This window comes from Janthinobacterium sp. NKUCC06_STL (assembly GCF_019345455.1).
Lineage (GTDB): Bacteria > Pseudomonadota > Gammaproteobacteria > Burkholderiales > Burkholderiaceae_D > Janthinobacterium > Janthinobacterium rivuli.
This window is the reverse complement of sequence record NZ_JAHKQY010000010.1, coordinates 185,076-198,888: the sequence shown is the minus strand read 5'-3', so window position 1 is coordinate 198,888 and position 13,813 is coordinate 185,076. Positions and strand designations below refer to the sequence as shown.

At 53.4% G+C, this 13,813-nt stretch carries 8 protein-coding genes and 1 pseudogene; 1 reads left to right on the top strand and 8 read right to left on the bottom strand.

All coding sequences use genetic code 11. The features are described from left to right. Positions 1–109 precede the first annotated feature (109 nt). The 5 genes from KO539_RS24995 to KO539_RS24975 all read right to left on the bottom strand — a co-directional run bounded on the left by KO539_RS24995 (position 110) and on the right by KO539_RS24975 (position 8,427). Positions 110–2,101 (bottom strand): prolyl oligopeptidase family serine peptidase, encoded by a 1,992-nt coding sequence (locus KO539_RS24995; RefSeq protein WP_219312528.1) that lies wholly within the window; start codon positions 2,099–2,101, stop codon positions 110–112. 109 nt (positions 2,102–2,210) lie between these two features. Next, positions 2,211–4,988, bottom strand: coding sequence for a TonB-dependent receptor (locus KO539_RS24990; protein WP_219312526.1), 2,778 nt, complete (start codon positions 4,986–4,988; stop codon positions 2,211–2,213). A gap of 771 nt (positions 4,989–5,759) precedes the next feature. Next, a complete protein-coding gene (locus tag KO539_RS30395; RefSeq protein ID WP_257626453.1) occupies positions 5,760–6,041 on the bottom strand; it encodes a hypothetical protein in 282 nt (93 codons plus the stop codon). A gap of 131 nt (positions 6,042–6,172) precedes the next feature. Beyond that, positions 6,173–7,078 carry an EAL domain-containing protein gene (locus tag KO539_RS24980; RefSeq protein ID WP_219312524.1) on the bottom strand — a complete coding sequence of 302 codons (906 nt, stop codon included), beginning with the start codon at positions 7,076–7,078 and terminating at the stop codon, positions 6,173–6,175. A 575-nt stretch (positions 7,079–7,653) separates the two neighbouring features. Beyond that, positions 7,654–8,427 (bottom strand): SDR family oxidoreductase, encoded by a 774-nt coding sequence (locus KO539_RS24975; RefSeq protein WP_219312522.1) that lies wholly within the window; start codon positions 8,425–8,427, stop codon positions 7,654–7,656. 115 nt (positions 8,428–8,542) lie between these two features. Between KO539_RS24975 and KO539_RS24970 the strand changes: the two are divergent. Next, positions 8,543–8,744 (top strand): annotated as a pseudogene (locus tag KO539_RS24970) (transposase); the annotation flags it as partial. A gap of 154 nt (positions 8,745–8,898) precedes the next feature. On the opposite strand, the gene KO539_RS24965 reads toward KO539_RS24970, so the two are convergent. From KO539_RS24965 to KO539_RS24955, 3 genes are all read right to left on the bottom strand, one after another. After that, positions 8,899–9,804, bottom strand: coding sequence for a LysR family transcriptional regulator (locus tag KO539_RS24965; RefSeq protein ID WP_219312520.1), 906 nt, complete (start codon positions 9,802–9,804; stop codon positions 8,899–8,901). Between the two features lie 322 nt (positions 9,805–10,126). After that, entirely contained in the window at positions 10,127–11,620 is a 1,494-nt protein-coding gene (locus KO539_RS24960) for an ATP-binding protein (protein ID WP_219312518.1), read from the bottom strand. A 12-nt stretch (positions 11,621–11,632) separates the two neighbouring features. Next, on the bottom strand, positions 11,633–13,813 hold the full coding sequence (locus tag KO539_RS24955; protein ID WP_219312516.1) for a Mu transposase C-terminal domain-containing protein: 2,181 nt from the start codon (positions 13,811–13,813) through the stop codon (positions 11,633–11,635).

Genomic DNA, 13,813 nt, shown 5'->3' with positions numbered 1-13,813 from the left:
GGCCATTTGGCGCGCCAACCTCAATAAGAAAGCGAATTGACCAGCACTTCCCTAAGGTTTGCCACGTTATGACGGGGAAAACGGGCAAGGGTTGGATCGCTGATGCGCCTTAACGTGTAGCAGCAGGACCAATATAGCGATCAATGAAACGGTACACTGTTTCACCCCACAGTATATTGTTGCTTTCCTTTGCCCAGCCGTGGCCTTCGCCCGTCATGACCATCCACTCCACCGTATTGCCTTGCTTGCGCAATTGATCGCGCATTTTTTCGCCGTGGATCAGGGGGACGCGCACGTCTTCACTGCCGTAAGCCATCAGCACGGGCGCCTTGATCTTGTCGGCATTGCCGATAGCGGAAGCTTTTAGGAAGTACGCATCGTCGGTTTTTGGATCGCCATGCATCTTGGTTCCCAAGTTATCCATACTAGGTCCGGACATATCGGACCAATTGACAGTAAAAAGCATCTTGACGTCCGTGACCCCTACCCAGTTGACGCCGCATTTGTACAGATCCGGGTTTTTCACCAGTCCATACATGGTGGCGTAACCACCATAACTCGCACCGATGATACATACCCGGTTACGATCGACGATACCGCGCTTCACCAGATCCTCAATGCCATCCGTGATATCGTCCTGCATGGTCAAGCCCCATTGTTTCCAACCTGCGACATGGTGTTTCCAGCCAAAGCCTGTCGACATGCGAAATTGTGGTTGAAAAACAGCGTAGCCACGCGAGGCAAGCATCTGAGTCATGGGATCGTAGCCAAAATGGTCGCGTAAGTGCGGTCCACCATGAATATAGGCAACCAAGGGCAGGCCTTTGGGTGCGCGGCCTTCGGGTAAAGTAAGATAGGCGGGTATGTTCAATCCATCGCGGGCACGGTAAGAGATTACCTGCTGTTCCGACAACTTCTTTCCCTCCAGGATCGGCTTCACGCTGTACAAGGGTTCCAGTGTTTTTTTACGTGTATCAAACAGATATAGTTTGCCTACATTGTTCACACTGGTGGTACCGACCACCGCATGGTCGCCACGCCACTGAAAATTGACTTCTTCGCCGGGGAAGCTGGCGTTTAGCAATGCCTGCATACGGGCATAGTCAGCATCGAAGTACTGCTTTGCAGGCTTCATGCCATCCACATTCACCCCGACAATTTTCTTGCGAGCCTCGTCAAAAATCAAACCATCGTCGATATCGGCTTGCGCATCCTCGGCAATCAACTCGCCGGCGCTACTGCTGGAGAAGTTCCAGCTATAGACACCGACTTTGTCGTGGCCGTTGAAGCGTCCCCCGACAAACAAAGTCTTGTTATCGAAATCGAAGCCCAGCAGCTCCATCGCCTTGCCTTCGTCAAGATAGGCCTGGTAGATAGATCGCCATGGCGCCTTCTCTTCTTCACGGTAGTATACGGTTTGCTTGATGCGCTTGCTGCCATCCTCCACCGTCAAAGTCGACGCCATACGGATCACATTCGCGTGATCGAGCAGCCAACTGTTGACTGCACCGGGATTGTCATAGGTCAACAGGGTCTTGCGACCAGTGGTGGTATCCAGACGAAACAAGTCACTAGCGTGCAGTTTGTCAGTCTGACCGCGCTCATTATTCGCCACGATCAAATCATTGCTGTCGTCGCCTATCCGCTTCAACACCTGCACAGGTTTATAGGGGGTCCCCGCATTCATAGCATCCTTGACGCTGGCAACAAGAATGCGGAAAGCGCTGCCGTCGCGGTTGACAGCAAACAAGCCGCCGCCCGTCTGCTTTTCCATGACCTCATCACCACCCTTGCTAATGCTGAACACCAGGCGTTGATTATTCACCCATTGCGGGTTGGCGACATCCCAGTCAGGATCAGAAGCCACCACGCTGGAGATCCGTGTCTCAAGGTTGATAATGGCGAGTACAAAGCGCCCATTACGCGGCGTGAGTACAGCAAGATTACGACCATCGGGTGATAGTACAGGGCGGCCGTTGAATTCTGATTTTTTGAAGAAATCAGCAATGGGAATGGATGTGTCGGCGTGCGCTGCGCCCGCATACAGGTTACCACCAGCTAACAGCACGGCGAGTATCGTAGGTACAAAATAGTGTTTCAATTGGTATCTCCATCATGAATGGGGCTACGGTCTGGCTGGCATGCCAGCCAGACCGTGTACAGCAAGGAAAAGCCACGCGGAGCGTGCCGATTCACCTGCCTATATTGCCTTACTTGAAGCTGTAATCGGCGGTCACCTGGAAGTAACGCCCCATCGGGTTATGCATAGAAGCAATATAATTATTGCCAGCATATGGATAAAATGGTGGCTTCCGGTCGAAGGCATTCTGCACTGCAAAGCTCAGCTTGGTATCCTTGAAACCGGAATAACTACCACCCAAGTTGAACACGGTGAACGAAGCAATACCTTTGCATAAATTGGCATAGCCTTCGCTCGCTAGTGCGCATGGTTGGGTTCGGTCGGTGAACGAAGACATCTTGCCGGTAAACGCCACATCGGCCGACAGGTTGTAGGCCGCCTTTTTCCACGCCAGACCGAGATTGCCCTGTACGGTGGGATTGCCCGCGGTGCCGGCATATTGAATCAGCTGATCTTCTGCAGACGGAGAAGTTTTGACGGAGCGTATATGGGAAATGTTCAACTGCGGATACAAAGTACCATACTCACCCAGATTTGCCCGGCCGACCATTTTCAAATCCAGACCGCGTACTTTCGTCACTGACGTATTTGTCAGCAGCATCATGATGTCGGTAACTTCGCCAGCCGTCGCACCGGCCATCTGGTCGGCCGGTTTGAGCGCGGCGCGCGTAATCTTCACGGCTGGGTTGTTGGCAAAACGGGATGGATTTTCGAGAACTTTATTTACGTCCAAGGTGGAAATTTCGTTATCGCGTTGAATTTCCCATACATCGAGCGTGGTCAGAAAGGAGGAACTGGGCTCCCAAGCCAATCCCAGGGTGAGATTTTTGGCGGTCTCTGGTTTGAGGTCCTTGTTCGCGCCGCTTTGATATTTACTTTGGGTGTTGCAGCCAAAGGTAAAGCTCGCGTTGCAGCGCGCAGGATCCTTGAACGAATAGTAGGCATTGCGTACATCGGTTGAATTCTCCACAAGTGTAGGCGCCCTAAAGCCTTCGGAATAGGTACCACGCAACAAAAATGCTGGAGTAACAGACCATTTCAACCCCAACTTCGGCGTTGTTGAACTACCATAGTCCGAATAGCGATCGTGCCTTGCCGCCAGACTCGCCTCCAGATTTTTCAAAAGGGGAATGCTGAACTCGCCGTATATCGAGGCGATATGACGGCTGTTCGAAATACCTGGGGGCGATTTAGCCAAATGATAGAGCTCGCCAGCAATGGAGAGTGGGTCAGGCGAGGTCGTCAACGCTTCGCGACGGTATTCCGCCCCCATGGCCATCCCCACCGCCCCTGCGGGTAAGGTAAACAATTCACCCGAGACCTTGGCGTCAATTTGCGTCAGGGTGGACTTGAACGCACTGCTGGAATTGGTCAGGAATGTGTTCGATAACGCTTGGTTGGCTTCAGCACCGCCGAAGATAAAGCTGCCATTTTCGTAGGCATTAACGAATGGTGTCGTCCGAATAGCGTTGCTATCGTGGTATTGAACTCGACTACCGGTGAAAAGGAGGGCGGTTTCCCAGTCCCAATTTTTGTAATCACCTTTGATGCCTGCCAGGTAACGGCCAAAATCGGTCGTAGCCTTCTTCCCCAGACCTGGTAAGTCCCGTAGTGAGGCACGCACGTATACTGAACCATCTCCACCAGCCAGGGATTTTCCGTCAGGGCCAATCAGCTCTTTCGGAAACTGCGGATGCGTAATGGGCAATGATCCAGTGGGCTCGCCAGGTTCGCCTTTCAAAAAATTCGGTATGCCAGTCACTGTTGCTGTATTTCGGTTAAACATCAATTCGCCAAACACCGTGGTGCTGGCACTTGCTTGCCAGGTAACCCTGCTAGTGAGTCCCACACGGTCGGTCTTGCCACCGGAATTGACGGTGGTATCTTGCAAACTATCAAATACGCAGGCTTGCCCCAAGGAGTTGCGAGTCAGTGCTTGGGAGGCCGGTACAAGGCGATTCTCAGGGCATTGCTTGTCGAGCGTGCGCGAGGTGAAAGTGCCAGTAGCCTTGTCCACCCAGTAAAGATTACCCGGGTAGGTGTAGAGCGTACGATTGTCTTTGTAGCCCCAGGCACGTAAATCATTCGTGCCCACGTAAGCATCGCGCTTATATGAAAACATTGGCTTGCGCGAACGGACATCCAGCGTGGCATAGGCATTGAAGTGATCTTTGACCAGGCTGCCTTTGCCGAAGCTGATGCTGGCGCGCTGCGTTTCGCCATCGCTGCGGCTCGACTGGCCCAGTGAGCCGCTCAGTTCCAGGCCCTCGTAGCTGCTGCGCAAGATGATGTTGATCACACCAGCCATGGCTTCGGAACCATAGATTGCCGAGGCGCCGTCCTTCAGAATTTCAATCCGTTCGACCGCTCCCACCGGAATGGAATTCAGGTCGACAAAGGTAGTCTGGAAGTCCGGTTGGGCATAGGCTGCCAAACGACGGCCATTGATCAGCATCAGCGTCGCCTGGCTACCGATACCCCGCAGGTTCAGGCCAGCGGCGCCGGCCGTGAAACCGTTGGTTCTGTTTTCATCGACGCCACCGACATTGGCGGAAATAGTACGCAGAACCTCGTTGAGCGAGGTGGCACCACCGCGTGTCATTTCTTCACGTGTGATAATTTGTATCGGTGAAGCAGTTTCCAGATCAATGCGCCGCACGTTCGAGCCGGTCACATATACCCTCTTTGTAGGACCGGTATCGCTTGCTTCTTCCTGCTGATCTGCACTAATCGGCGGATTGCCTGCAACAGTCTGCTGCGCAAGTGCCAGGTTGCTCATGCCGAACCCCGCCGCTGTCGCCAAAGCCAGTCTCACCAATATGACAATTTTTTTCTCGTTGAGTAACATCGCACTATCCCTTGTTTATATGAAGTCATTGTTGTGGTGGTCAATAACAAATCCAGTCGCTTCGTCCGCGGCGTCTGGTATGGCACCGGCGCTAAGTGACTGGAGTCCATGCAAATACCGTATTCTTGCAATGGACGACTTCAAATATACGGGGCGTGCTTTACAGTAAAAATAGGACTGCTCCTAAAGCACATCAAAGTGTACAAAAGCAACATAAAAATTTTTGCCCCGTAAATAAGGTAGCAGACTGGTTTAATGCGTATTCCTACAATCAGTGTCTTTTGATGGCAACTCACCAGGAGCTCGAGTACGGCGGCGTTGAGAGCACATGGCGAGGCACGCGACGTCGACGATCACCCCAGTTTCCGCTACTGTGGGGGCAACCCAAGTTAAGCGACAGGCTGCCCTCAAGCAGCCCTGTAGGCCATGTATTTATGGGGCTTCTAAGCGTTGGTTTGCCGTGCTCTTGATTGTCCTGGGCGATGTTGAAACGTTCGCTTGGAGATGAGGGCAAGCGCGTCGGCGAGCAAGTGGGCTGCCGCCAGCTCAAACAACAACGATGGCAAAAGCGGCTTGAGTATCGAATTGACGTAGGCGCGGTTGATGCGTCTGTCAGGCGGCAAAGCATGTTACTGGCAGGCGGCGCAGCTGGCCAACGCCTTCAGCGTATCGCACACAGACCTGCATCAGGGCCTGCTGTGACAGTCCCGTCACGTGTTCCAGATGGAGTCGGTGTTTGAGTCAATTGATGGCTTCCTCGATGTGCCCGCGTTAGTAGTAGAAGTCTCTGAACAATGTGGCAGGGAATTGTTCAACGTCCAGTAAACTGGTCATCTGGATACGCACCTTGCCAGTCGAGGCAACGTCGCATATCAGACGCAAGGCCTGCGGCTCAATAGGACACTCATAGTCAAGCGCATCGCGCCGATCCAGCGCCCGCGGCTTGACGAACTGCTCCTGCAGCCGGTTCAGAAACTGATTGACGCTGGAAAAAACACCACCGCACGCCTGCTCGACATACATGCAGAAGTCACTGCAGCGCTGGTTCAACACGGCAGGCATCCAATAGCACGGGTAGGGGCTTAGAAGAGGGCACGCAACAGCGACGCGAGGCAAGCTGTAGTGCATGTCGACATGGCTGTACGTGTTTAAAATTAGGCAACTAGCTAAGCGGTGAGACGGAGCTAAGGAGTGGAGTTGAAGAGAACGCTTTTCAAAAAGTCTGCGCGTTCCAAGGGGCAGCCAAATACATTACACTGGCCAGCACCGAAATCCATGTCGCGCAGTGGTGCAATCATGAGGTCACTTTCGATACCGCATACAGGGATCTTCAGGTTGCGCAAGGATGCCTGGGAAAAAGCCGTGCTAGCGTTGGCAGGTGATAGTGCTAACGTTTTCTTTCCATCGCTCAACGCACCGTTGACTTTGACCTCTTCGAATGGCATATGGGACAACAGTTTCAGGGTTGCCGCCCCGCCATCGATAACGTCCAGCGATATTGAAAAACCTTTCATCCTGAATGTATCAAGGCAAGCGCGTAGATGTGGCGCTTCGAATGCAACAAGGTTCTCGCGCACTTCGATTTTCAGTAAGCGTGGCGGCAAGCCGGCCCTCGACATCCTATTCGAGAGTAGCCTGGCTATGCCTGGCGTGCCAATTGTGCGGACTGATGTAGATACGGTTAACGATATGTTCGCGTCGAAATCGCGCATTCGGCACAAGACGTCAATGGCCTGGGTGATGACAAAGTTGAATAGTAGTGCATCCAGGTTCAGCCGCCTTACGATCAAGGTGAGTTCGGATAAAGGCACAACGCCTTTGCTTGGATGGTGCCAGCGCAGCTGCGCTTCGGCGCCGTTCAGGCACCTGGTATTCAAGTCGTACTGCGGCCGGTAGACCATACGCAGGCCCTCACCTGATGTAATCGCGAGGATAGCGTCCGCGTCAGTTGGTAGTCGCGATAAAGTCTTTTCCATGACTAGCTGCGGCGCACGCAGCACCCGATTCCGGGTAGTTATCATCGCGGTGTTGCGCACGACATACGCCTCTTCCAGTATGCAAGATCTGCTGGCATTTACGGAGGTCGACATAGTATTTTCCAAAGGATAATTTAGGCAAAGTGTAGACACATTCAGTGCAAGGAGAAATCGGAATAGACCTAAAAATGTATAAGATAGCCCGCTGATTCACAAGACACAGCCTATGCGTTAGACCAGTTGCAGCGCCAGCTCGGCAAGAAGACGATGGAGGCGGAAATTCTAAAGGCGGTCGTCGAGTTCGCTCGCGAAAAAAGTGGATTGCGCGCTCGCCCTTTTCGGGTACTGCAAGGTTGGCATTGTGTGCATCTGGCCGAAGGCGTTTGCCAAACGCCAACAATTTTCCCGCGCGGAGCCTTTATCGGCGGCGCGATTGGCTCCGCAATAGGAGGTTGGGCCTATGCACAAGGCGGATGGGGGGGTAGCATCGTGGATAGGGTTTGCGCTCCCGGTACTGGTGCTAGGGTATTTTGCAACAGGGCTGGATATTTCCACGAATTCGCAAGAGCAACTCGATGCGATAGCCAGAAGACTAAACGAGAGCGCTAGTAGAAAAATTGACTTGATCCCTCGATGACAACAAAAGGCTCCGAGTTGCTCAAGGTAACAGCAGTGGCGACCCTTGAGGCTTATTTTGTGGTGTAGCCGCCGTTGATTAGAATAGTCTGACCGGTGATCCACCAGCCGTCGCTGACCAAGTGGCGGATGAACGGAACCACATCATGGATATCGGTCAGGCCGGTCTTGCTGAACCCTGAGAGTGCTGCAGCGGTCTTGTGGTACGCCACTGCATCAGCGCCTTCGGCCGGGTAGAAGAACGGTGTATCCATCGGACCAGGGCCGACCGCCGTCACCGAGATACCGCGAGCACCAAGTTCCTTGGACGCCGCACGGGTGTAGTGTTCCACCGGTGCCTTGGTGCCGGCATAAGCGGAGTAGAACGGTGTGAATGCGCCCAGCAGCGAGGTGACTATGGTGCAGATTTTGCCGTTATCGTTGAGATTTTTGCCGGCCTCCTTGAGAAAGAAGAAGGCGGTCTTGGAGTTGACTGCCGTCATTTCATCGTACTCGGCTTCACTAATCTCCGCCATCGGCTTCTTCAGCACCTTGCCAACGGTGTTAATCGCGATATCCAGATTTCCGACTGCGGCAATGGCGTCGATGAAAAGCCTCTCGACGGCACTCGCTGTCGTCAAATTGGCCTGGATTGCGACGGCCTGCGCTCCTGCCGCCTTGACCGCTGCCACGGTTGCCTCGGCCTCGGCTTTGCTGGCTGCGCTGTTATAGTGGACGGCGACAGCCTTAGCACCTTGCTGTGCCAGGTCGCGGGCGATCAGTCCGCCCAGGTTCTTTGCACCGCCGGCGATAAGGACGGTCTTGCCTTTGATGGAATGGTCGGTCATGTCAATCTCCTTGGAAACGTATTTGGAGTTTCGAGTATAAGCAGCATCAAATGAAAGATCAGCTACGCCGGGTTGGATGGATTATCCAGAAAAACACTCCAATCGTGAATGTCCTGAGCATTTATCGTTGTACCGCCAGTGGGTCATTCACGCGCGCGAAGACGTCGACCTTGATTGCACCCTGCTAGCGAGCGGAGTAGGCGCTGCTGCAGCCACTGCTCAATGAGGTCCGACGCCACGTGCTGGCGACCTCGAAGCTACACGCCGATGACACGCCGGTGCCAGTACTGGCGCCAGGCAATGGGAAGGCCAATACCACTTCCCCCTTGGAACTGTGCCGCCTAGATCACGTCTACTTGAAACCACGCAGCTTCCCAGCGGTATGATGTCATCATCAATCAATTCTGCGCCGGGGTCATGACGGCTCGGACGTCACGCTTGTCTTGGGTGTCGTCTCTGACCCGCAATAGTTCATGATTCGAGATGTGGCCGCATTAAAGCTTCGAACCATTCGAAAAATGCATTCAACTTACGCGATCGCTGCTTGCGGTGTGAAAAAACGAGCGACACTGGCATGGCCGCCGCCCGGAAATCCGGCATGATTTCAATAAGCTCACCGCTATCGAGCAGGTGTTGCACGTCAAAACGCGGAATCTGGATCAATCCCACCCCTGCCATACAACAGGCGATGTAATTTTCCGCGTTGTTGACGATCACCCGGCTGGGTATTGATAGTGACCGTTTGTGCTCCGTATCCAGGTATTCCCAGGGAGATTCTCTCGCGGTAGACGCTGAAGCATACCCAACCGTCCAGTGTCCTTTAGTCAAATCATCGGGGTTTGTCGGTACACTGTGTTCACGTATGTAGCTGGGACTGGCGCAGTTGATTAGTGCAATATGGCCCAGGCGACGCGCGACGATACTGCTGTCCTGCAATGCCCCGATGCGCACGGCACAGTCCACGCCCTCCTGCACCATGTCAATCGCACGGTCTGTGGAACTCAAAATCAACTCAAGCCGAGGATAAGTACGCAAAAACCCGGGTAGCGCCGGAGCGATCAGTCTGCGCCCAATACGACTGGGTACATCCACATTGAGTCGCCCTGAAATCTTATGGTGTCCCACATGAAAAAGTTGATCAATATCTTCCGCATCAGCCAAAAGCGAACGAACGCGCTCCAGCAGCAGTATGCCATCTGCGGTCAGTTGTACTTGCCGTGTGGTGCGATGTAATAAGCGCGTTCTAATACTTGATTCAAGCTGCTGTATGGCGGCGGAGATTGATGCCCTCGGGATTCCCAGCGCATTGGCAGCCTTGATAAAACTCCCCATTTCAGCAACTTGCGTGAAGACACGGTACTGATTGAATTTATCCATGAATATCTTCATATCGCCTTGATCGCGATTATAAGATCCATTTGCGGCACCTTCGTGCTGAAGGCCACGCAGACAGAGCAAAACGCCCACTCCATGCATTCGGCAGTGAAGTATGACCTGATTAGCAAACTGGCCGAAGGTATCGATCAAACTCGGAAGGTGAGACGACACGATTTGCGTATGCTTACCGAATAGTTCATACAATGTGTCCCGGTCGTCATGATGGCCGGAAAGACGATGGTATCGCGCAACCAAACTAAACAGCGATTCATCCGGGTAACTTGTGGGGAAAAATTGCAGGCGACCACAATCATCCATTGTCCTATGCACTCTTGCAATAGCTGTCGGAAAACTCCAACGCATCGGTTTGCAACCAATTGGCTAGGCGAAGGGTCTCCAGTGGATTTGCCTGTTCAGCAATGGTGGCAGAAATCGTCGGCGTTGATTGGGGGATGTTGCCGGCCAGTTGCTGCGGAGATGGCGCCGAAGGCGGCTGTTCTTCTATAGTTGGCGCGGTTGCCGTCGGCGTGCCCCTGGTAGACTTGGCATTGCGCAGTATAGACAGGCGGCTCTCTGTGGACAGTACGCCAGCATCGATCATCATATCGTCGAGCTGATCGTCTGTCGGCATCAGGTCTTCAAATTTGCGCATTTTCTTAGGATCCCGACTGCGCAGAACCGCCAGCGCTGGCTTCAGCAGTTTCATTTTGGTGTCGGCGACGTGCTTAAAGACAGCCTCAGTCAACGTCTCCTCATTGGACTGGATGGCGTAACGTTGCCCCAGTATCATCAGTTTGGCCAAGAAGTCGGTGACTCCCTGTGTGAGGTCGTATAGAGTGGCCCGTATCCCGTCGGTCAGCACCGCGGGATTGCTGACCCATTGGTACTCCCATATAGTATCGACAAGCAATGTCCAGGCATCACCACTTTCCTCGGGTTGCTTGAAATCATAAGTACCCAAGCCGCACGCGCGCCGGGCATTTCGAAGCACGTCGGAGAACAACTCGACCATCGAGTTCGTGCCGATAAATACGACCGGAATCCCGATGGTGTTGATCAGATTGACGAAAAAATTAAGCATGTTATCTTTGCCGCCGGTCTTGGCCGCGTTCAGATGCTGCAATTCGTCAATAAATATCGCGCCGATAAAATAGGTGCTGGCGATTTGCTCCATTCTCTGGATCATTTCAAGGATGCCCCCCTTGGATTTGTATCGCTTAGCGTATTTCTGCTGTCCCAAGGCTTGATCCACAGCCCGGAAGAACGCGTGGCACAGGCCAGATAGCGACCCATCGAAAGGGCATTCAATTTTTAGCCAGACAATCTGTGTGTGGATGAATTCGCGATCCTTGTAGCGCTTATGGAGTATCGTTTGCGGATACAAGCGCAAGATCGAATTGAGCGCTGTGGTCTTGCCAATACCGCTTAAGCCGACCAAACTAAAGGTAGTGGCCGAGGACTGGAAATTTGCCATGGCGCGTCGATCTGTCGACAAGGTATGCAAATGCCGCCAAGTAGCCGCTAACATGGGATTACGGCTGACATAGCCGCTGCGGATCAGCGACGAGACTGCGCTCTCTAGTTCAAGGTGAATCTCCAACGGTTGCACAACGGTTCTCAACCGATCAATGCAATGGAGCCGGACTTCCTTGGGCAAGCCGCGCTCTTGTTCGCTCCCATCAGGAAAGTGGCCTATCAAGCACGCCGCTTCCTGCTCCGATAGAATCGGCGGCAGTGCTTCGATCAAAGGATTGCCGCCATATTCAGAAACAGGAGACGGGGTGTAGGTGGCATAGACCGGTGCTTGGTTGCTCATGGTGACAGCGTATTATTTTCGGCGCAGACGGCTCAGTAGATTAATAACCTCTCCACTGCGTTGCCCATAGGTTTCGGAAACGGCGGGGACTGGCGGCGGAACATGGCGTGCAGTAATGCTTGGACGGGCAAGCGCTAGATTCACGCTGTCAGCCCGCTCGGCGGCTTTTTCAATTGCGCGGTTACCGCGGATGTCGGCCACGCTTTGTGCTGCCGACAGATGATCCGGGGTCAGCTTTTTTTCTGCGGTAGCCTGCGCAATAATACTTTGCACCTGATCATCGAGTTGGACCTTACTGGTCAGCTCGACATACTTTTCTTTTGGCGAGGCGTGCTTGATCATTGCCAGCATGTCCTGGATTTCCTCCAACCGATGGCCTTGATATCGGACCTCCGATGCGCGCAGGTTATATTGGACAAATGAATGATCGTCACCGCGTATCCAAAGGTGTTCGGGCTTGGTCGGATCGTGCCACACATCGATTGACTCACGTCCCTTGGCGCGAGCACGAGCGAATTTCAAACCTTCGCGGTCATCGGCCGAGGTGTAATACATGCCTGAGAAATAAATCCCGCCGGACTGCACGCTCGCCTTTGCCCTCGGCAAAAGATGTAGGTAGATCAATTCGTTGGCCTGAATATTTGGCGTGCCAAAGCCATGCTCGATACCCCAGTTCCAGATACCCAAGGGTGTGGAATCAATCCCTTGAGCGATCATGTCAGCGTTGAGCCAATCGGGCTGCCGACTATGGCGGTTATAGTGCAAAGTGCTGGCAATGATGATTTTGGTGAACTCCTGTAAATCAAGCGTCGCATCTAGACGATAGTCCCGTTCGCCACGCTCCTTAACTCGTTCAGCGACGCCACCAGGCGCCCACTGTATCTGAGTCAAACGATTGAGTATCCGGAAACGGCTTTCGACAATCGCTTTCCAGTCAGGGCGATACGGTGGAGGAAACACCAGGTCAATACCCAAGCCCGTTGCCAGGCTTGTGGCGGCCGTTCCCAGCATCTCGCCGCGATCGCCACATATTTCTTGCGGCAAATGATGGCAGGGCCAATCGTTGTCGCTGATCTGGATATCGAACTGCCGGCAAAATTGCACTTTGTCACTGAAAGCATTCCACAGCGCTTGCCGCGCGCCGCTCCAGCTCGGCCCCTCCAGCCCGACATACACGCCGACAATCATTCTGGAAAACACATCGACCACAACATATACCACGGGCCGACCGATGATCCAGTTGCGGTTAAAGCGGCTGACCAAATAGACGTCGGCAATGGTGGCGTCAATTTCAAAGCGGTGGCAAGGACCAAACAAACCTTGATTGGCCCGGCCCGCCAGGGCACGATGATCTTTAGCCCATTTTCGCTCACCTTTACGGCCACGCAGCACCGTAATTTCGTCGAATGCTTTCTTGCCCCAGTAGTCGAATTGCGTGAACTTGGGCAGTTCGTGCCCGGGCTTGAGTACTACCTCATCGTCCGAATAGCCTGCCACCGGTTGTGTCGTCCGGTAAAATTTGTTGAGAGTCCTCGTATAGGCGTCGGTGATACATTGGACCTCATTGTCCTTATAAAGGGCGTAGCCGATCTTGATCATGGCCTTGTCCTGGTCGGACAGAATTTTGGCCTTGGTGTCCATCACGACACCTTGAAATTTCGGAGGGCGGCCGTTGATCTTCCCATTGACGAAGGTCTTCGGCTTGCCAGCGCCACCGGAACGTACATAGTCGGGCAGCAGCGTATTTTCGGTGGAGCCAAATAGCCAGTAACGGTACAACAATCGATACAACGTCTTACGCGGCAAACCTGTGACCGCGGCATGCGCAGACAACAAAGGTCCCATGGCGCCTGGAAAGAATATTTCACCTGGATATTTGGTTAGCACAAGAGGCTTGATACGCTCCCAGCTAGTTTGACGGATGAGTTTTGCTTTAGCGTTGAGCTCGTCCTCCAGCAGCAACATAAAGGCAGGTACCTTGATGTCAACGCGGCGAATCTTTTGCTCTTGCAATAGTCCATAAAGCTCATCCAGGGGTATCGTCCACGGCTGCCGAGGTGGAACCTGCATGGTGATTAGCGTGGCGAGATTGCTCTCCTTATCCAACCACAGCACCCTCGCCGGCAGCGAGAAGTAGGCTTCTTGATCGATGGATTCGAACACCTCCTGGGTGGTAATGTTGGGAGTCATCAT